Origin of the sequence: Aquidulcibacter sp. (assembly GCF_020253525.1) — a bacterium.
Lineage (GTDB): Bacteria > Pseudomonadota > Alphaproteobacteria > Caulobacterales > Aquidulcibacteraceae > Aquidulcibacter.
This window is the reverse complement of sequence record NZ_JADCBK010000088.1, coordinates 1-19,249: the sequence shown is the minus strand read 5'-3', so window position 1 is coordinate 19,249 and position 19,249 is coordinate 1. Positions and strand designations below refer to the sequence as shown.

At 56.5% G+C, this 19,249-nt stretch carries 22 protein-coding genes and 1 tRNA gene; 17 read left to right on the top strand and 6 right to left on the bottom strand.

What is annotated here, in order from left to right:
* Together IOB61_RS10935 and IOB61_RS10930 are read right to left on the bottom strand one after the other, a co-directional pair.
* The coding region (locus IOB61_RS10935) for a hypothetical protein (protein ID WP_290816347.1) at window positions 1–725 on the bottom strand (725 nt) is incomplete at its 3' end.
* A 14-nt stretch (window positions 726–739) separates the two neighbouring features.
* Complete coding sequence (locus tag IOB61_RS10930; RefSeq protein ID WP_290816344.1) at window positions 740–2,023, bottom strand: cytochrome P450; 1,284 nt, start codon at window positions 2,021–2,023, stop codon at window positions 740–742.
* Window positions 2,024–2,257: 234 nt separating this feature from the next.
* Here IOB61_RS10930 and IOB61_RS10925 point away from each other — a divergent pair, with 234 nt between their 5' ends.
* Entirely contained in the window at window positions 2,258–3,010 is a 753-nt protein-coding gene (locus IOB61_RS10925; protein ID WP_290816341.1) for a serine protease, read from the top strand.
* On the opposite strand, the gene msrB is transcribed toward IOB61_RS10925, so the two are convergent.
* Together msrB and IOB61_RS10915 are read right to left on the bottom strand one after the other, a co-directional pair.
* Window positions 2,998–3,420 carry a peptide-methionine (R)-S-oxide reductase MsrB gene (msrB, locus tag IOB61_RS10920; protein WP_290816338.1) on the bottom strand — a complete coding sequence of 141 codons (423 nt, stop codon included), beginning with the start codon at window positions 3,418–3,420 and terminating at the stop codon, window positions 2,998–3,000. The two genes, IOB61_RS10925 and msrB, sit on opposite strands and share 13 nt — an antisense overlap.
* A gap of 60 nt (window positions 3,421–3,480) precedes the next feature.
* The gene (locus IOB61_RS10915; RefSeq protein ID WP_290816335.1) at window positions 3,481–4,755 is read right to left on the bottom strand and encodes a DNA polymerase IV; all 1,275 of its coding nucleotides are present in this window, start codon (window positions 4,753–4,755) and stop codon (window positions 3,481–3,483) included.
* Between the two features lie 58 nt (window positions 4,756–4,813).
* On the opposite strand from IOB61_RS10915, the gene IOB61_RS10910 reads away from it, so the two are divergent.
* From IOB61_RS10910 to IOB61_RS10900, 3 genes are all read left to right on the top strand, one after another.
* A complete protein-coding gene (locus tag IOB61_RS10910) occupies window positions 4,814–5,233 on the top strand; it encodes a response regulator (RefSeq protein WP_085339083.1) in 420 nt (139 codons plus the stop codon).
* 4 nt (window positions 5,234–5,237) lie between these two features.
* A complete protein-coding gene (locus tag IOB61_RS10905) occupies window positions 5,238–6,602 on the top strand; it encodes a PleD family two-component system response regulator (RefSeq protein WP_290816332.1) in 1,365 nt (454 codons plus the stop codon).
* 392 nt (window positions 6,603–6,994) lie between these two features.
* A complete protein-coding gene (locus IOB61_RS10900; protein WP_290816329.1) occupies window positions 6,995–7,771 on the top strand; it encodes a hypothetical protein in 777 nt (258 codons plus the stop codon).
* 4 nt (window positions 7,772–7,775) lie between these two features.
* On the opposite strand, the gene IOB61_RS10895 is transcribed toward IOB61_RS10900, so the two are convergent.
* On the bottom strand, window positions 7,776–8,267 hold the full coding sequence (locus IOB61_RS10895) for an outer membrane protein assembly factor BamE (RefSeq protein ID WP_290816326.1): 492 nt from the start codon (window positions 8,265–8,267) through the stop codon (window positions 7,776–7,778).
* Window positions 8,268–8,571: 304 nt separating this feature from the next.
* On the opposite strand from IOB61_RS10895, the gene IOB61_RS10890 reads away from it, so the two are divergent.
* The 7 genes from IOB61_RS10890 to IOB61_RS10860 all read left to right on the top strand — a co-directional run bounded on the left by IOB61_RS10890 (window position 8,572) and on the right by IOB61_RS10860 (window position 13,019).
* Entirely contained in the window at window positions 8,572–9,120 is a 549-nt protein-coding gene (locus IOB61_RS10890) for a ubiquinol-cytochrome C chaperone family protein (protein WP_290816323.1), read from the top strand.
* A gap of 142 nt (window positions 9,121–9,262) precedes the next feature.
* Window positions 9,263–10,333 carry a phosphate acyltransferase PlsX gene (gene plsX / locus IOB61_RS10885; RefSeq protein WP_290816320.1) on the top strand — a complete coding sequence of 357 codons (1,071 nt, stop codon included), beginning with the start codon at window positions 9,263–9,265 and terminating at the stop codon, window positions 10,331–10,333.
* Between the two features lie 2 nt (window positions 10,334–10,335).
* On the top strand, window positions 10,336–11,322 hold the full coding sequence (locus tag IOB61_RS10880; protein ID WP_290816317.1) for a beta-ketoacyl-ACP synthase III: 987 nt from the start codon (window positions 10,336–10,338) through the stop codon (window positions 11,320–11,322).
* Between the two features lie 115 nt (window positions 11,323–11,437).
* Window positions 11,438–11,728, top strand: coding sequence for an integration host factor subunit alpha (locus IOB61_RS10875; protein ID WP_085339078.1), 291 nt, complete (start codon window positions 11,438–11,440; stop codon window positions 11,726–11,728).
* An 8-nt stretch (window positions 11,729–11,736) separates the two neighbouring features.
* A complete protein-coding gene (locus tag IOB61_RS10870) occupies window positions 11,737–12,255 on the top strand; it encodes a MerR family transcriptional regulator (RefSeq protein ID WP_367272842.1) in 519 nt (172 codons plus the stop codon).
* A gap of 22 nt (window positions 12,256–12,277) precedes the next feature.
* Window positions 12,278–12,823: a GNAT family N-acetyltransferase gene (locus IOB61_RS10865; protein WP_290816314.1), complete on the top strand. Its 546-nt coding sequence runs from the start codon at window positions 12,278–12,280 to the stop codon at window positions 12,821–12,823.
* A 119-nt stretch (window positions 12,824–12,942) separates the two neighbouring features.
* Window positions 12,943–13,019: transfer RNA gene (locus IOB61_RS10860), tRNA-Pro, on the top strand.
* Between the two features lie 28 nt (window positions 13,020–13,047).
* Here IOB61_RS10860 and IOB61_RS10855 read toward each other — a convergent pair.
* Complete coding sequence (locus tag IOB61_RS10855; RefSeq protein WP_290816311.1) at window positions 13,048–13,305, bottom strand: DUF2842 domain-containing protein; 258 nt, start codon at window positions 13,303–13,305, stop codon at window positions 13,048–13,050.
* A gap of 150 nt (window positions 13,306–13,455) precedes the next feature.
* Here IOB61_RS10855 and IOB61_RS10850 point away from each other — a divergent pair, with 150 nt between their 5' ends.
* The 6 genes from IOB61_RS10850 to IOB61_RS10825 all read left to right on the top strand — a co-directional run.
* A complete protein-coding gene (locus IOB61_RS10850; RefSeq protein ID WP_290816308.1) occupies window positions 13,456–14,583 on the top strand; it encodes a COX15/CtaA family protein in 1,128 nt (375 codons plus the stop codon).
* 112 nt (window positions 14,584–14,695) lie between these two features.
* Window positions 14,696–15,982 (top strand): phosphopyruvate hydratase, encoded by a 1,287-nt coding sequence (eno, locus tag IOB61_RS10845; protein WP_290816305.1) that lies wholly within the window; start codon window positions 14,696–14,698, stop codon window positions 15,980–15,982.
* Window positions 15,983–16,069: 87 nt separating this feature from the next.
* Window positions 16,070–16,414 carry a septum formation initiator family protein gene (locus IOB61_RS10840; protein ID WP_290816302.1) on the top strand — a complete coding sequence of 115 codons (345 nt, stop codon included), beginning with the start codon at window positions 16,070–16,072 and terminating at the stop codon, window positions 16,412–16,414.
* Between the two features lie 67 nt (window positions 16,415–16,481).
* Window positions 16,482–17,495 carry a pyruvate dehydrogenase (acetyl-transferring) E1 component subunit alpha gene (gene pdhA, locus IOB61_RS10835; protein WP_085339072.1) on the top strand — a complete coding sequence of 338 codons (1,014 nt, stop codon included), beginning with the start codon at window positions 16,482–16,484 and terminating at the stop codon, window positions 17,493–17,495.
* A 34-nt stretch (window positions 17,496–17,529) separates the two neighbouring features.
* Window positions 17,530–18,501 (top strand): hypothetical protein, encoded by a 972-nt coding sequence (locus tag IOB61_RS10830; protein WP_290816299.1) that lies wholly within the window; start codon window positions 17,530–17,532, stop codon window positions 18,499–18,501.
* Between the two features lie 135 nt (window positions 18,502–18,636).
* The coding region (locus IOB61_RS10825; protein WP_290816349.1) for a biotin/lipoyl-containing protein at window positions 18,637–19,249 on the top strand (613 nt) is incomplete at its 3' end.

Here is a 19,249-nt window from a genome sequence, read left to right as displayed (position 1 = left end):
TTGCCCATCCCCGTTTCGACACCTTTTTCGTCGAGGGCGACTTTTTGCAAGAAGGTGCGGCGGGCCAAGATTTTGGCAGGCTCGCCCGGGGTGTCATTGGCTTGCTCGAGGGTTTCGACGATGCGGGTAACATGGGCGCGCGGCACAGTCATCAGATCGACTTTCCGGCGATAAACCACGGCTTCTGGATCAGCGCCGATGAGGCTTGCGACACACCAATTGCGTCCACCAGGCGGTGCGGGTGGGAGGCGACGGTCGGTATAAAAGCGCATCGGATCGCCTGTGCTTTGGGCGGTCCGTTGGGCGGCGATCTCCCGCTCAAACCCGATGCAGGCCGGGGTACCACTAGGTGCCAGCACAAAGGTAACAGGCCCTGTTTGACCACTTAGCGGCACTAAGTTCCAGCGGCGGCTATCTTGAGCCGGTAAGGCTGCCCCTTCGGCGAGAGCCTCTGAAGTGGTTTCAAAGCTTGCTTGGCCAAACCCTGTGCGCATCGCTTCGGTAACTTCATTGCCACTGCCACGACCATCGGCGAAGAAGATGGAGGTGGTCAGGATCGGGCTATTGGGCAATATGTCAGGCTCTGCCGCCTTGCATATGGCCCGCCATGACGGCGGTGAAGCACTTAGTCCTGTCTCAGACGATGAGGCCGCACACGCGCCAAGCCACAGAAGGCTCAGCACCACAAAAGATCGGCTGACGCGGGTGAGGGGGGATCTAACCATCACCCGCCCGCCCTTTATTTCCGCAAGATCACGCGCATCGACTCATAGCCTTTCACAAAGGCAGAGCGGATGCGGGTGGGTTCGGAGACGACTTGAATGTCGGAATAGCGCTTCAAAGCCTCTTCCCAGACAATTCGCAATTGCATTTCGGCCAAGCGATTGCCGACGCAGCGGTGGATGCCAAAGCCGAACGACAAATGGTTGCGGGCACGAGGCCGGTCGATCCAGAAATCATTGGGTCGCTCAATCATTTCCTCATCCCGATTGCCCGAGACATACCACATGACGACCTTGTCGCCCTTTTTAATCAGCTTGCCGCCCAATTCCACATCTTCCAGCGCCGTGCGGCGCATGTGGGCCAGCGGGGTTTGCCAGCGGATGATTTCAGACACCATATTGGGAATGATGGAAGGATCGGCGCGTAGTTTCTTGAATTCCTCTGGATTTTTCGACAGCGCATAAAGCCCGCCGGTCAAGGAATTGCGCGTGGTGTCATTGCCGCCCACGATCAACAAGATCAGATTGCCCAGATATTCCAACGGCTCCATATTGCGGGTGGCTTCGCCATGGGCGAGCATGGAGATCAAATCATTGCCGCCGCTATTATTCACCCGCTCGTTCCACAAATTGGTGAAATAGGCGAGGCATTCAAAAAGCTCTGCCCGGCGCTGGTCTTCAGTTTCGATAATCCCGCCTGGAATGGGCTGGGCAGTGGCAACATCCGACCAACGGGTCAGCTTGCGGCGGTCTTCCCACGGAAAGTCAAACAAGGTGGCCAGCATTTGGGTGGTCAGTTCGACTGAGACCTTATCCACCCAGTCAAATTCTTGATCGATGGGCAATTCATCAAAGATCAGATTGACCCGCTCACGGATCGTGCCTTCCATTTTCGCCAAATTGTCGGGCCCGACGATGGGTTGGACGACTTTGCGCTGGGCATCATGCTTTGGCGGGTCCATCGCGATGAACATGGGCAGGATGAAGTCTTCATCAAAGCCAACAATCGTGATGCCGCCCAAAAAAGCGTCGGAGGAAAATTGATGGTGGTTGGTATCAACCGCCATAATGTCCTTATAGCGTGTGACCGACCAATAGCCGCCGACCTTTTCTTCTTGGCTGTTACACCAATGGATGGGGTCTTCTTTGCGCAGGCGCTCAAAATAGGGCCAGTGGCAATCATGGGTCCAGAGTTCGGGTAGAGCGACGTCAATCTCTTCCAAGGGAATAGACCAAGCCCGCTTGGCGTGATGCTCTTGCACCGATTTGAATTCTGCGGGGTTGAAATTGCCGTCGGCCATAGAAATTCTCCCAAGATCGAGATCTTTTTGCGTGATGCTCGTTAAACGCATGGGGCCACATTTTGCGGCGCTTGTCACCCCCTGACGCATGCGTCACGTTTGAAAAAATTCCTGTAAGCTCGACTTTACGCAGCCCATGGCCATGTCAGGCCTATTTCCAAAAGCGCACCAAGCCTTTAGCTTTCAAATTGGCACTCCGCCGCCCATGAAAGCCCCCTTAAAAGGACCCCGGACATGGATCTGAATATGGCCTTGATGCGGGCGACGTTTAAGCTGGATCAGCGTCAAGATGATGGCGCGACGACGGTTGGCACGGGCTGGCTGGTCCGTTTGCCCGGCGTGGATGGGCGCTTAGCGCTGGTCACGGCAGGCCATGTGCTGGACCGGATGCAGCAAGAGCAGGCCTCTATCCATTGGCGCAGAGTCGATGAGGAAGGGCGTTGGCACCGCGAACCCGCCCCGGTCCGCATTCGTGATCGCACTGGTGCGCCCTTGTGGCATCGCCATGCTGATCGCGATATCGCAGCTTTAGCCCTTAACCCACCCGCCCATGCCCATGATTGGGCCATTGGCTTTGATCAATTGGCCGATGATGAGGCCCTGAAGTCCTATGACGTGCAGCCCGGCGATGAAATGCTGGCTTTGGGCTATCCACGTGGCTTATCGGCCAATGAGATTGGTTTTCCGATCCTGCGGGCGGGAAGGGTTGCGTCTTACCCTTTGTGGCCCAGCGCCGACTTTCCAACCTTTTTGATGGATTTTGCCGTCTTTGCCGGCAATTCCGGCGGCCCGGTCTATATGTCAGACCGGGCACGCAAGCGGGTTGGCGCAAGCGATTTTCACGAAGCGCAATTTGTCGCGGGGCTTTTGGCCCAACAAGTGGTTTTGACCGATGAGCGTTTGGAAATCGGCATTGTGCTACACGCTGCCTTCATCCGCCAATGCTTGTTGGGCTTAGACGCTAAACTGGCCGATCAGCCAGCCTGATCGTCGCTGGCTTGGAACACCAAGACCACGCCATTGATGCACCAGCGTTGACCCGTTGGCGCCGGACCATCTGGGAACACATGGCCTTGATGGGCACCGCACGTGGCGCAATGGCACTCGGTACGGGGATATAACAGCTTCCAATCGGTTTTCGTTCCAACCGCTTCGGCTGAGATTGGCCTTGTGAAGCTGGGCCAACCCGTGCCGGAGTCGAATTTGTCGTCGCTCGCCCACAAAGCGGTACCACAGCCAACGCAATGGAAGGTGCCTTTGCGCTTTTCATCATTGAGGGGAGAGGTAAAGGCGCGCTCGGTACCTTCTTGCCGGGCAACTTGAAACTGAGCAGGCGTCAGAATCGTTCTCCATTCGGCATCGGTTTTTTCAACTTTGAAGCGGGCGGACTTGGCCATAATAATCTCCTATGGGCCTCTTTACGCAGTAAAAGCCCGATTGGTTGCAATCTCTATGCGTCACATGCCGGTCTTGACGACGCCCTTGCCATAGCGCGCATGCACTGAATCGAGGGCGCGCTCTAGGGCCGCACGCTTAGGCGCTTGGGTATTTATCAGATCACCTTGATCCGCCCCCTCCAGCGCACTGAGGTCGGATAGCCCAACCCCGATCAGGCGGAACGGCCCTTTTGCGATTTCCGCGCTGAGCAAAGGCCGCGCCGCATCAAACACAACCCGCCCCGTCGCCGTAGGCTCTGACAAGGTTAGCCGCCGCGTGACTTGTTTAAAGCCCGCGGTCTTGAGCTTTAGTGTCACCACCCGGCCTGCATGGCCTTTGGCACGGCTGATCTCGCCGACCTTGGCGCACAGGCGCTGCAAGATCGGCTCTAACTCTTCCAACGTCTTCAAATCATGATGGAAGGTCGTCTCCGACGAGATGGACTTGCGCTCGCTATCGGGCTCTACGCGGCGGTGGTCGATGCCGCGCGCCATATTGGCCAGCCGTGTGCCGCCATCGCCATAACGGCGGGTGAGGTCCTCAGGCTTTGCGGCGGCAAGATCGCCAATCAGCTGATAGCCATCCCGGTTCAGCGCCTTGGCAAAGGCGGGGCCTACGCCATGGAGAAAACCCACAGGCCTTGGCCACAAAGTCTCCGCCACATCTTCCGGCCCCAAAATCGCAAAGCCGCGCGGCTTGTCGAGGTCGCTGGCCGTTTTGGCAAGAAATTTGTTGCACGACAGGCCAATCGAGACGGTCAGGCCCACCTCGCTTTCAATCTTGTGCTGAAAGCGCGCCAAAGTCAGGGCAGGGGCACCGTGATGCATTTGGCTGGTGCCGGATAAATCCAAATAGGCCTCGTCAATTGAAACGGGCTCTACCAAGGGCGTCAGGGCCTGCATGGCTTGGCGGATGGCGCGTCCCTCCTTGGCATACAGGGCCATATTCGGTGAAATCACGGTCGCATCTGGGCAGAGTTTCAGTGCTTTAAACATCGGCATGGCTGAGCGTACGCCCGACGCCCGCGCAATATAGCAACAAGTTGCCACCACACCGCGCCGCCCACCGCCTACAATGACGGGCTTATCGCGCAAATCCGGCTGATCGCGCTTGTGGATTGCTGCATAAAAGGCATCGCAATCAATGTGGGCGATCGAAAAGCTCTGCAGATTCTTGTGGCTGATTTGCCGTCTCGAGCCGCATTTTGGGCAGCGCAACGCCTGTTCGCTACCCTGAGATACGTCCTGATAAAAACAATCTCGGCATAGACTTGGCAAGGCTCGATTAACTCCCATGCGATACAAGCACATTTCAAGCTTGGGGTCACTCTAAGCAAAAAGATTGGAGCGGAGTATGGCGGCGTCGGTCGCAACTCAAGAAACGGAACAGCCTTTGGCCGAGCCAAAGGCGCAAAAAACCGTGATGATTGTTGAGGATAATGAACTCAACATGCGGCTGTTCCGTGATCTATTGGCAGCCTTTGGCTATCGCACGGTGGAAACGCGCGACGGCCTGATGGCGCTTGATCTCGCGCGCGCTGAAAAACCCGATCTCATCTTGATGGACATTCAATTGCCAGAAGTTTCTGGCCTCGACATCACGCGCTGGATGAAGGCCGATGATGAATTGGCCAGCATCCCCATCATTGCCGTAACCGCATTTGCCATGCGGGGCGATGAAGAGCGTTTTCGTGAAGGCGGCTGCCAAGATTATCTCTCAAAACCTATTTCTGTGGCCACCTTCATTGGCGCTGTGCGTAAGTTCATAGGATAGACCAATGACCGCACGTGTTCTTGTTGTGGATGATGTCGAACCCAATGTTCGCTTGCTCGAAGCAAAGCTTCAGCATGAATATTATACGGTAATCACGTCCAATTCGGGCGAAGATGCCATCGTCAAAGCCAATCGCGAAAATCCCGATGTCATCCTGCTTGATGTGATGATGCCAGGCCTCGATGGGTTTGAGACCTGTAAGCGGCTGAAAGAAGATCCCGCCACCCGCCATATTCCCGTGGTGATGGTTACCGCACTCGACCAGCGCGAAGACCGGGTTAAGGGTCTTGCGGTCGGGGCTGATGATTTCCTTTCCAAGCCGATTGACGACATCACCTTGTTTGCCCGCGTTAAATCGCTCGCCCGCTTTAAGGCTGTGGCAGACGAATTGCGCCTACGCGAAGCCGCCGGCCGCCGCATGGGCGTGATTGAAGGCGGGGCCAATCGCGAATTGGGCCTTAATGCCCGCATTCTGATTGTGGAAGATGATCCCCGCCGGGCCGCGCGCCTCAAGCGCACACTCGAAGTCGAGCAGCGCCCCATGTTGATGCAGGATTCCAACGAATTGGGGCCGATGGGGCAATCAACCGTTGAATTGATGATTATTTCAGCGTCAGGCACGTCTTTTGACGGCCTGCGCCTTGCCGCCCATGTGCGTGGCCAAGAAAGCACCCGCAGCTTGCCGATCCTAGCGATCTGTGAGCCGGAAGAAAAAGTCAAAGCGCTGCGCGCCCTTGAAGTGGGCGTGAATGACTTCATCTATCGCCCGATTGATGATGAAGAATTGCTGGCGCGCACCCGCACCTTGATCAAGCGCAAGCGCCATATCGACCAATTGCGACTGACGGTGGATTCCAGCATGGAATTGGCCGTGACCGACCAGCTGACCGGGCTGCATAACCGCCGCTATATGGAAAGCCAGCTGAAGTCCTTGCTTGCCCGCGCCTCACGCGGTGGCCCGCCCGTCTCGGTGCTCATCGCCGACATCGACCATTTTAAGCGCGTCAACGATTTGTTTGGCCATGATGCGGGCGACAATGTGATCCGCGAATTTGCCGCGCGCTTGGCCTCAAACTTCCGGCCGCGCGATTTGGCCTGCCGCTATGGCGGGGAAGAATTCGTGGTCATCATGCCTGAAACCAATGCCAACGACGCCAATATGATTGCAGAGCGTCTGCGCTCCTCGATCGAAGAGGCTGCCTTTTTCATCGGTGCCGCCCGCGACACCTTGGAAGTGACCTGCTCGGTCGGCGTTGCCGTCGCTAAAAACAGCGAACTCGACTACGAATCTGTCCTCAAACGCGCCGACGAAGCCCTTTATGTGGCCAAACGCAGCGGGCGGAATAAGGTTGTGTCACAGGCGGCTTGAAGGGGGTAGCCCCTCGCCCTCTGGGAGAGGGGTTGGGGTGAGGGCTTTACGCTCTCGAACTTCAGGTCCCAAGTAGCGAATCTCTTTTTTAAACATCATCGCGCTGAACGCCCTCACCCCCACCCGTCGACCTATAGGTCGACCCCAGTGGGGAGAGGGGAGAGGCCGTTACGCGTTCAGGCATTGCCGTCTTTAGAAACGCTTCCCACCCAAAACGCCTTTGCTGCAGGCTCTGCCTCGTCAAAGGCGATGCTTGAAGGCGTTCCAAGTGCTTTTTTGGGCTTCTTATGAAGGGCAGCCAATTCAGGTTTTCTTGACGGTTGCGTATTCAAAGGTTGGAATACCACCGTAAGCGGCTAGCATGCCTAGGGTCGAAGTGAAGTTCAAATGAGATGCCAAAGCCAACCATCATTATTTCGATAGACACCAATGCCGATACAACGAGCGAGGCGTTTGGGCGGTCGTTCATCGAGAGCCTGTGCAACCAAGATGCGCGGCTTGTTCCTGAAAAATTATCTGAGACCGAGAATTTTGAGTCACCTTATCGGGGGGTCGATGACTTTTTAGAAAACTGGTGGGCAATGCCACAAGAGCTTCGGGTCGAAGGTCATTTGGAGGCTGAATTCTATTCTGGTCCGATGTGGCTGCGGAAATCAGCGGTTGCTAGTCGTGGGATGGTTTCTCACGGTCGGGTTAACCGCAAAAGGCAGAAAATCCCAAGTCAATTGTGGTATGAGGCGCGGTGGGCGAATGATGTCGACTTCAACCATCTATTCGAGAAGTGGACCAGTTTGTCCGCCGCTGATATAGGGCTGTTGCACCTATTTACCGAAACGGAAAAGGACCTTTATCGCGGTCCAGAAGGCAGGTCCTTCCAAGTTGGTTCTTTCGGCGGACCTGCGAAGCCCGGACTTCCAAACATCGGATGGGCTATGGCGTATGGCCGGTCCTATGCTGCGATGGTCGATGTGGCGCGGATTAAGGCAGCGGGGTTCTCTGTTGACGAGCGAAATGGCGTAGCCATCGTCCGTGTCACAGATAAGCTATCCGATGTTGTAGATGACTTTGCCTATTTTTCGCGGAGACGTGCAGAACTCAAGGCGTTGTTCCCGCCAGATCTGTTCTGGATCAAGGACGAACCTCGCTTTAAATCCAGCTTGGACCGCTAGCCCCCTAATTCCTTCTTGGACCACCCGCTGAAGTCGGCAGATTGGGGTCAGAGCCGGGGAGTTGGACGGGGGCGCGGCCGATGGAGCCGAAGATTTGTTCGAGGAAGGTGACTTCGCGGCCGCGGGTTGGGGTGCGGCGGGTGTCGTAATCAATCACGCGGCCATCGGCGAGGCTATATTTGCGCACGCCTGCTACCTTGTCTGCGTCATCAAACGAGATGGCGACAATGGTGCGTTCCATGGTGCGGGGGCGGTAGAAGGCCGTCTGCTTTTGGATGGAGGAGATGTAATACCACGTCTGCTCGTCAAAGGTGCCAGTCTGCGACGGATTGCCCATTCGGCTTAACACTGTTTCCTTGGTGTCCACCCCGTCTTGGAAGGCAGCCGTTTGGCTTTCGTCTGCGAGGAAGCCGCGCCGGTCAATAACGCCTGTGCAGGCCCCCAGAAGCGAGGTGCCACAGAGCAGAGCAACAGCAACCAAATTTCTTCCGCGCATCGTGTGTATCCCATTTAAGCCGGCCCCACTGGGGTGCTTGCTTCGTGCTTTGCCTGCCCATAACGCGCAACTGGCAACAAATTAAGGCAAAAATGCCAAAGAATTGATGCTGTACCTGTCACAGCGCTGTAGATGTCTCTGCACCTTGCGCCAAAAATATGGCAAAGCCCGCAGTGCTTGCCTTGACCTAGCCCGCCGGAATGTAAGGTTCAAGCCTAAGGTTCACGTTCCAGCTTCATCTTGAAGTGTTTAGAGCCGACCCACATGTGTGTGGGCGGTTGGTTTCTCCCCGTACAGGTCCCCTATGCCCACAAATTTGATCTCTCGCCTGTTTCGCAAAAAGCCCATCAAACAGGCGGCCCGTGCACTTTATGATCAGTTGAGCTTGGCCGCCCGCGACCCCGCCCTTTATGGGGAAGGCCGCGTCCCCGACAGCCCCGATGGCCGGTTTGAGCTGTTAGCCTTGCATGCCTCGGTGCTGTTTGCCCGCCTGTCTAAGCGCGGCGATCAAGCCGAAGAAACCTCGCAAGAGGTCTTCAACATCATGTTTTCGGCCCTCGATCATGCTTTGCGGGAATTAGGCGTCGGTGATCTGTCGGTGGGCAAGCGAATCAGAAAGCTGGCGGAAAGCTTTTATGGCCGCATGGCGATCTATACCGGTGCCCTGCAATTGCCTGAGGGCGAACAAATGGGCGTTTTGGCCGAAGCCATCGGCGTGCATGTGCTAGAGAAAGACCCTGCGGCACAAGGCTTTGCCACTGAATTGGCCTCACGCATCCGTGATTGGACGCTTGACCTGCAAGGGGTTGCAGACGACACTCTCCTTCGGGGCGAACTGCCCCTGCCACGCTGAAAAGCCATGGAAACTGCAGCGATTTGACCAGAATCGTCTGAATAATGTCATGGAGTTTCGCCAAGTGTGTGGGTAATGCCGCCTCGCAGCGCTGACTGGTTCGGTTGGCAAAGGCGCAGGGGCACACGCCCAAGGAGACGGGATGACAAGTGGCTTAAGTCTATCGATCGACGCCATGGGTGGGGATCACGCACCCGATGCGGTGCTTGCCGGGGTGGATTTATTTGCGCAGGAAAACCCCCATGCGCGCTTTATTCTGCACGGCGATCAAGCTGCCCTGAACCCGCTATTGGCAAATTTAACGGCGGCAAAAGCGGCCAGTGACGTTCGCCACACCGATGACATCGTCCCCATGGATGCCAAGCCCAGCCAAGCCATGCGCAAAAAGGGCACCAGCATGTGGAACGCTATCGCCTCGGTAAAGGCGGGCGAGGCTGCGGCTGTTGTATCTGCGGGCAATACGGGTGCTTTGATGGCCGTGGCGCACTTGCAATTGCGCACCATGGAAGGCCTGCATCGCCCGGCAATTACCGCGTCTTGGCCAACGCCGACCGGCCATTGCGTGGTGTTGGATGTGGGCGCAAACGTGGATTCTGATCCAAACCAATTGGTGGATTTTGCCATTATGGGCGAAGCCTTCGCCAAGGCGCTCTATGGTTTGGATCGGCCCAAGATTGGTCTGTTGAACGTGGGTTCCGAAGAGGTGAAGGGCCATGAGGATATTCGCGAGGCCATGCGTCTTTTGCGCCTCTATGGGGCCAGCCTGAACCTCGATATTCATGGCTTTGTTGAAGGCAATGATATTTCCATGGGCAAGACCGATGTGGTGGTCACCGATGGCTTTACCGGCAATATTGCTTTGAAGACGGCCGAAGGGGCGGCCCGCTTGGTTGGGGCCTTTTTGAAAGAGGCCTTGACCTCAAGCCCGCTGGCGATGGCTGGCGCGCTTTTGGCCTCCTCTGGCTTGAAAAAACTGAAAAGCCGGATGGACCCCAGCAACTCAAACGGTGGGGTGTTTTTGGGCCTCAATGGTCTTGTCATTAAGTCGCATGGCGGTACGGACGCGCGCGGCTTTGCCAATGCGATGGCGGTGGGCGCACGCTTGGCGTCAAGCTCTTACATGACCCAAGTCGCCGATAATTTGTTGCGGCTGTCGGCCGCGCGGGCTGCGGCGCAACCCAGCGCGCCTTCGCCGGTGGTGGAGGCGCAATAGCCATGTCACACACGTCTGGTCTGATGCGATCGGTCTTTTTGGGCAGTGGCGCGATGACGCCCGAACGCATTGTGACCAATGCCGAACTTGAAACCATGGTCGACACCAGTGATGCCTGGATCCAAGAGCGCACCGGCATTGCCCAGCGCGCGGTCGCAGGGCCCCTGGAGACTACGGCCAGTTTGGGGACGGAGGCCGCTCGGCGGGCCTTGGCCGATGCCAAGTTAAAGCCCGAAGATATTGATCTGATTGTGTGTGCCACCTCCACACCCGATCGCACCTTTCCGGCGACCGCGACTTTGATTCAGGCTGAGCTTGGTGTTCCGGTTGCGATTGCCTTTGACGTCCAAGCCGTCTGCTCCGGATTCGTTTATGCGCTGTCGGTTGCCGACGCGCTGGTTCAAACCGGGCAGGCAAAAACCGCACTTGTTATCGGGGCAGAGACTTTTTCCCGTATCTTGGACTGGTCTGACCGCACAACGGCCGTTTTATTCGGGGACGGGGCCGGGGCGATGATTCTGGGGGCTGTGCCGGTTGAAGAAGCCGGTGGTCGGGGCGTCCTTGCCCATGCGCTGCGGGCCGACGGCCGCCATGCTGATTTGCTTTATGTCGATGGCGGAGCCTCCCAAGGCGGGCGCATTGGCAAGCTTAAAATGCAAGGCCAAGCGGTGTTTCGTCATGCGGTTGGCAATATTTCTGAAGCAATTGCAGCATGTTGCGCCAAGGCTGGCGTGGAAGTGGCCGATATTGATTGGTTTGTTCCCCACCAAGCCAACCGGCGCATTTTGGAAGGGGTCGCCCGCCGCATGGGCTTGGATGACCACAAAGTGATCACCACCGTAACCCAGCATGGCAATACGTCTGCGGCCTCTGTGCCCCTAGCTTTTGAGGTCGCGCGCCAAGATGGCCGCATCAAAAAGGGTGATTTGGTGCTTTTGGAAGCTATGGGCGGTGGTTTTACATGGGGTGCGTCACTGATCCGGCTGTAGGGGGACTGGACGTATTGTAAAATAGGGGTTTAATGGGTTTGTAGCTAAAGTGGAGACTGGATGGATGCACCACAAAGTGGGCGTTGTTCTAGAAAGCCAATAAGGGGGGCAAGACGTGGGTAAAACGCTAACTCGCGCAGATTTGATTGACGCTTTAGGGCGTGAAGTAGGTTTGTCGCGGAATGATTGTTCAGATTTGCTTGAATCCATGCTGGAGCATTTGGCCAAGACGCTTGAACGCGGCCAATTGGTAAAGCTCGCGCGGTTCGGCAATTTCAGTGTTAGAGCCAAGCGCCCCCGAATCGGGCGAAACCCAAAGACAGGCGTTGAAGCAACCATTTCTGCGCGCCGTGTGGTAAGTTTCAAAGCTTCCCAAATCATGCGGGAGCGGGTTGAAAAAGGCTGAGTGTAAAGGTGGCAGGCATCGAAAAAGGGGAACAGGCCTTTCGGACAATTACCGAGGCTGCTGAGCTCTTGGATGTGCCTGCCCATGTCTTGCGCTTCTGGGAAGGCAAGTTTCCCCAATTGCGGCCGCTTAAGCGGGCAGGGGGACGCAGGCATTATCGGCCGGAAGATATGGCGCTGTTACGCGGCATCCGCGCGCTTCTGCAAGAAGATGGCTATCAGCTCAAAGGTGTTCAAAAAGTTTTGAAGGACCAGGGCGTTGCTTTCGTGCGGGCGCGTGGGGCTGGCACGCAAGGCGATGTCTTGCCACCCATCAAGCCAGACCCGGAAGTTTTGGCGCTTGGGGCTGCGGCCCGCGGGCCTGTCTATCCGCTTTCACCCGTCACAACCGAAGCAGAGGCACCAACAGCGGCCACCCAAGCCCTCGGCCAAGCTGATCAAACGCGCTTGCGGGCAGCCCTTGAAAAGTTGGAACGGGCCGAGGCGATTTTATCAGCTGTCGCCGCATTTCAGCGCCGCGCTTCCTGATCCCGTCCTAAAGGCCGTTTCCATGTCTACTCTCACCATTCGTCTTGCCACGCCCGCAGATCGCGACGCGATTGTGACCTTGATGCAGCGCGCCTATCGCGGCGAAGAGAGCAAGCAGGGCTGGACCTCAGAGGCCGATCTGATTGATGGCGAACGGATTACGCCAGAAGCAATAGATCAGGTGGTGGAAAGCCCCCATCACCGCTTTTTGATCGCAGAAAATGAAGCAGGCCTTTTGATTGGGTGCGCTGATATCGAGCAGCTCACCTTAGCACCTGATACCTGCAGCTTTGGGAAATTTGCGGTTGAACCAACGCTCCAAGGCGGGGGGGTAGGCAAAGTCCTGATGGAGGCTGCCGAAGCTGAAGCGCGTCGTGCATTTGCTGCGACCCGCATGGTGATGACGGTGATTGAAGGCCGCCAAGAGTTGATCGCCTTTTATGCGCGTCGCGGATATGCCGCCACCGGCAATCGCGTCTCCATGTCTGATATTCATGCCGACCCTTCGATGACGCGTGGCCATGACCTCATCTTGCTGGAATTTGCCAAAAATCTCGATCAAGGCTGAGGCTGGGCTTCACGGCAGGTGGCCTTGTGTGAGAAATCTCTGACAAGAGCGATTGCCGCCAACACTTTGGCCGTCTATAGCCGCTGCCTCGCAGCAGTCACCTGCCTGCGAACAAAGGTCGGAGCGTAGCGCAGCTTGGTAGCGCACTTGTCTGGGGGACAAGGGGTCGTGGGTTCGAATCCCGCCGCTCCGACCATTTCACCCTAAAATTTCGAACCGATGGTTTAGCCCCGCTTGCGAACAGCCGCAGCTTCGGGTGGCTTTTCGGCGGCTTCTTCTTCGGGGTCGGGCCGACGCATCCATGTGTAGACGGGGTAAAGCGGAAATACCCAAGCAAGGCCTGCAACCGCAAAATAGCTGATTTGGGCATACCAAGGCTTATCCGCGAATAGAGCGCCCACAGAGGCTGCAAAGAAAGAATAAACCACCAAGACTACCAGTGTCAGGCTAATTCCGATGGCGCGTCGATGTGTCGCTTTCACATGCTTCTCCCTTGATCCTAGGTCTCTTTAACCTGTAAGCAGACCCCGCTGCAAACCACGTCGCTGTGAGCGGTCCGCTGGTCCACCTTCCGGCCTTGCCTTGGGCAGTTGGCCAACTAACTGTAGCGCTACTTAGGACGCCAAGCTGCCATGACCAATGCATTGCCTGTTTCCACTTTGCGACGCGACGTAACTCTGCCCGAGCAGCGGCAACGCCTCTATGATTTGCGTGTGGGCACTTGGTTGTTGTTTATCGCTTTTTTGGTCCTATGCATGGTGATTGTTGGCGGTGCGACTCGGCTGACAGATTCAGGCCTCTCAATCACCCATTGGTCGCCCATCCATGGTGCAATCCCGCCCTTAAATGCCGAACAATGGGCGCAAGAGTTTGAGCTCTACCGGCAAATTCCAGAGTATCAGCTGCAAAACAAAGGCATGAGTCTGTCCGAGTTTCAGTTCATTTTCTGGTGGGAATGGGCCCATCGTCTCCTTGGCCGCGTGGTTGGTTTGGCCTTTGCCATCCCCTTGATTGTGTTTGCGGTGATGCGGCATCTGCGCCCCAGCATGACGCCTTGGCTGATTGGTATGTTTGCTTTGGGTGGCCTGCAGGGTTTTATCGGCTGGTGGATGGTAAGCTCTGGCCTCAGTGGCGACCGATTGGATGTGGCTGCCTATCGCTTGGCAACCCACTTGTCCTTGGCCATCCTGCTGATGAGTTTGGCGTTGTGGACGGCGCTCGACCTGCTGACGCCCAAGCAGGCCCATCAGGGTGACGCGAAAGTGGCCCCTTGGGCGATTGGCTTTGTCATCTTCTTGGCCGTTCAGATCGTTTTGGGGGCCTTTGTGGCGGGAACCGATGCAGGCCTCGTCAATAATGATTGGCCGACCTTTGCCGGCGGGCTTTATCCAAAAGACTATGCAGCGCTCAGCCCGATTTGGCGCAATTTTGTGGAAAATACTTCCACCATCCAATTCAACCACCGCCTTGGAGCCTATGGGATTGGGATTTTTATGGTGTTGGTCTGGCTGCAAACGCGCAAGTCGAGCCAGCGCGATATTGTGCTCTGGGGCCATGCAGTGGCGATTTTGGTGGTGTGCCAAATGCTGTTGGGCATTTCGACCTTGATTGGATTTGGCCGATGGGCCCCGCCGCAAATCGAGGGGGTACTTCTTGGCGTTGCGCACCAAGGCCTTGGCGCAATCTTATTTGCCAGCGCCATGATGTTGATGCGCGCAAGCCTGAAGCCCAAGGTTCAGCCGCTTAAGCTTGCAGTCTAGCATAGGCTAGATGCGTCTTTAGCCTAGCTTTGCGCGCGCGGTCGCGCTAACCCGCTTGGCGAACGCAGCGGATGGATTGCCACATGCTGCAGCCAGTTAGGTGGAGCTTCCTATGACCGCAATTATCGATATCGTTGGCCGTGAAATCCTCGACAGCCGGGGCAATCCGACTGTGGAAGTCGATGTCATTCTCGAAGACGGCTCTTTTGGCCGCGCCGCGGTTCCCTCTGGGGCATCCACCGGCGCGCATGAAGCGGTCGAAAAGCGCGATGGTGATAGCGCGCGCTATTTGGGCAAAGGCGTTCTCGACGCGGTGGAAGCCGTCAATGGCGAGATTTTTGAGACGCTTGAAGGCTTTGAAGCCGAAGATCAGCGCCATATTGACGATATTTTGATTGAGCTGGATGGCACGCCAAATAAGTCTCGTTTGGGGGCAAATGCCATTTTGGGCGTTTCTTTGGCTGTGGCAAAAGCTGCTGCAGAGGCAGCCAGCCAGCCGCTCTACAAATATGTGGGCGGTGTCAACGCCCGCGTGTTGCCCGTGCCGATGATGAATATCATCAATGGCGGGGCCCATGCCGATAACCCCATCGACATCCAAGAATTCATGATCATGCCGCTGGGGGCTGATACGTTTGGCGAAGCGGTCCGCATGGGTTCTGAAATCTTCCATACGCTCAAAAAGCTGTTGAAGGATGCGGGCCACAGCACGAACGTGGGCGATGAAGGCGGCTTTGCGCCAAACCTGTCGTCGGCTGAAGAAGCTTTGAGCGTCATTATGAAAGCCATTGAAAAGGCTGGCTATAAGCCTGGCGAAGATGTGTCTTTGGCGCTTGATTGTGCGGCCACAGAATTCTTCAAAGACGGCAAATATGCCATGACAGGCGAGGGCAAGACCTTAGCGCCAGAAGACATGGCCCGCTACCTTGAAGGCCTCGTCAGCAAATTCCCCATCGTCTCCATCGAAGACGGCATGTCGGAAGATGATTTTGTCGGTTGGGCTGCCCTGACCCAGCTTTTGGGCAAGAAGTGCCAATTGGTGGGCGATGATTTGTTCGTGACCAATCCGGCCCGTCTGCAGCAAGGCATTCGTGATGGTTTGGCCAATTCCATCCTCGTGAAGGTCAACCAAATCGGCACGCTGTCGGAGACGTTGGATGCGGTCGAGATCGCCCACCGCAATGGCTATACGTCGGTGATGTCGCACCGCTCTGGCGAAACCGAGGATGCAACCATTGCCGATCTGGCGGTGGCGACCAATTGCGGGCAGATCAAGACCGGCTCCTTGGCCCGCGCAGACCGCACCGCCAAATACAACCAATTGATCCGCATTGAAGAAATGCTGGAAGGCCAAGCCGTCTTTGCGGGGCACGGTGCGTTGAAGGTCGCCCGCGGGTGATTTGCTAACACTTGGTTTACCAAGTTTAGGCACAAGATGGCGTGGGCTTAGCAACCAGCGGCCACGCCACCAAAAGGCTTTGTGGGTATGGCATTCTTAAAGGGCATACGTATTTCAACCTTCCTGTTTTCAGGGGTGTTGGTCTATTTTGCTGTGCACTTTTTTATCGGCCAACAAGGGGTGCTGTCGTGGCATTCCTATGCCCAAACCGCTGATCGTTTGATGGCAGAGCGGGACGAGCTGGTGAAGCAACGCGCAGAGCTTGAGCGCAAACTTGTCCGCTACCGGGCAGGCCAAGTTGATTCGGATTATGTGGAAGAGCGCGCCATGTCCCAATTGGGGCTTGCAGGACCAGACGATATTGCCTTGTCTCTGCCAAAAACAGCAGTTGCAGCGCCATCTTCTGCATCTTCGCAGACCCCCAATCCGTGAACGCAACTGGACGTCTGGCCCGCTTCTGCCTATGGATATCGTGTTCTGAGAAGGGTTGTACGCATCGATGGCTGCCAAGAAATCATCCGGGTCCGCTCTTGTTTCTCCATCTAACTTAGTCAATCGCGACGAGGCGCTCGCCTATTACCGCGACATGCTGTTGATCCGCCGCTTTGAAGAGCGTGCTGGCCAGCTTTATGGCATGGGTTTGATTGCAGGCTTCTGCCATCTTTATATTGGCCAAGAAGCCGTTGTTGTCGGCATGCAGGCGGCCCAGAAGCCGGGCGATCAAGTCATCACGGGCTATCGCGACCATGGGCACATGCTGGCCTGTGGCATGAGCCCGCGTGAGATTATGGCTGAATTGACTGGGCGCATTGGCGGCTCTTCCCGCGGCAAGGGCGGCTCGATGCACATGTTCTCGAAAGAGGCCAATTTCTATGGCGGTCATGGCATTGTGGGTGCCCAAGTCGCTTTGGGGACGGGCCTTGCGCTCGCCAATCGCTATCGTGGCAATGAATCGGTCTCGGTGGCGTATTTTGGCGACGGCGCGGCCAACCAAGGCCAAGTCTATGAAAGCTTCAACATGGCAAGCCTGTGGAAGTTGCCGGTCGTCTATGTGATCGAGAACAACCAATATGCCATGGGCACCAGCGTGGCGCGGGCTTCTGCCGAAACCGAATTGTTCAAGCGCGGCATCAGCTTTGAAATCGTCGGCGAGGAAGTCGATGGCATGGATGTTTTGGCTGTGCGCAAAGCCGCAGAGCGCGCCCTAGAGCATGCGCGTTCTGGCAAAGGTCCCTTCCTGTTGGAGATGAAGACCTATCGCTATCGTGGCCATTCCATGTCCGATCCGGCTAAATATCGCCCCAAAGATGAGCCAAAACAGGTGCGCGATACCCGCGACCCCATCGAGCACATGCGCCATTATGGCCTTGAGCATGGGCTGTTTACCGAAGAGGACCTGAAAGCGATCGACCGGGACGTGAAAGAAATTGTAGCCGATGCGGCTGATTTCGCTCAAACAAGCCCAGAACCCGATCCGTCGGAACTGATGCGTCACATTTATGTTGAGGCCTAAGCCTAAAGGCAGGCCCCTTGTGGGAGAAAACAAAATGAAAGCCATGAAGACCACACTCATCGCCACTGCGGCCATCGGCCTTGTCGCAGCCGTCGGGGCCCAGTTTGGCGGTGTGCCTGCCTTTGCGCAAACCGCAACCCCCGCAGCAGCCCCCGCCACCAGCAATATCCCCGTCCATCCTGGTAATTTCAGCGGTGGCAAGATCGATGCCCTGACCTATACCCCAAGCTGTCCTGCGTTTAAGTTTGATATGGATGCCGCCGCGATCCAAGAAAGCACCAGCCGTAGCTTTGTTGAGGGCGAGAAGCGTCGCTTTGAAGCGGTGCGCGAAAAGTGGGACGCTTATGAAGATTGCTTGGTTGAAAATGCGCGTCGCGACATCGAGGCCATTCGGATCAATCTGGGCGATTATTTGTCCAATACCGCCAATGAAGAAGCTAAAACCTTCAACAGCCTGAATGCGGCCGCAACCGCTAATATTGAGCGGATTGGCAAATTGCCACCGCCCAAGCAATCCAAGCGGAAGAATGAGCCAGCCGCAGCGGAAGCCCCCCAAGCCGCTTTATCGGCTTGGACCGCCCCAACAGGCCGTTTCGTTGGCACCTTGTCAGGGTCGGCTGCCCAACCCCAATATGCTTCGGCCTGCCCAGCAGCTTTGGGCTCTTTGACGGCAGAGGCATTTGCGACCGAAAACACCCGCAATGGCTTCAACGCCCTGTTGGACGAGTTGCGCGCCATGCCAGACCGCATCAACCAAGTGCGCACCTGCCGGGGCGAAAATGGCCAAGAAGATTATGAAGTCATCCAAAAAGTTGTCCAAGATGGCGTGAATACGGTCTTCCAGCCCAGCAAAGTGGCTTTTGAAAAAGAATATGCCGCGGTTCGCTTCCAATTGAACGAGCACCAAAAGCCAGGTGGCTTGTTGGCTCCGCCAGAAATGGGTCGCCCGGCAGCCAAGAAAGCCCCGCCACCAAAGGCACCCGCCCCAAAGGCTAAGAAGAAATAAGCAACCCATTATGGGTTTTTTGGCCGCGGCGTTGGTTTTCCCCGTTGTGGCACACACTGAATAGCGCGGGCCTGCCACGGGCAGGCCCAAACTGATCCAAAATATATGGAGCCTGCCTTGTCGATTGAAATCCTCATGCCCGCACTCTCTCCAACCATGGAGGAAGGCACTTTGGCCAAATGGCTGGTGCAGGTCGGTGACACGGTCAAATCAGGCGATGTGATTGCCGAGATCGAAACCGATAAGGCCACGATGGAAGTTGAAACCATTGATGAAGGCGTGGTTGAAGCCTTGTTGGTGGAAGCCGGCAGCCAAGGTGTGAAGGTCAATACGCCGATTGCCCGCATTTCCAGCGATGAAGTAGCCAGCCCTCCAGCCCCAGCTCCAGCCCCAGCGCCAGTGGCACCTGCACCTGCACCCGTTGCGGCACCCGCGCCAAGTGCCGCACCGGCCCCTGTTGTGCTGGCAGATCCAGAAGTGCCGCCAGGCACGCCCATGGTCAAAGTAACCCTGCGCGATGCACTGCGCGATGCCATGGCCGAAGAAATGCGTCGCGACCCCGACGTCTTCCTCATGGGGGAAGAGGTGGGCCAGTATCAGGGCGCCTATAAGGTCAGCCGTGGCCTGTTGGAAGAATTTGGCGACCGCCGCGTGATTGATACGCCGATTACTGAGCATGGGTTTGCCGGCATGGGCGTGGGTGCGGCTATGGCTGGCCTTAAGCCGATTGTGGAGTTCATGACCATGA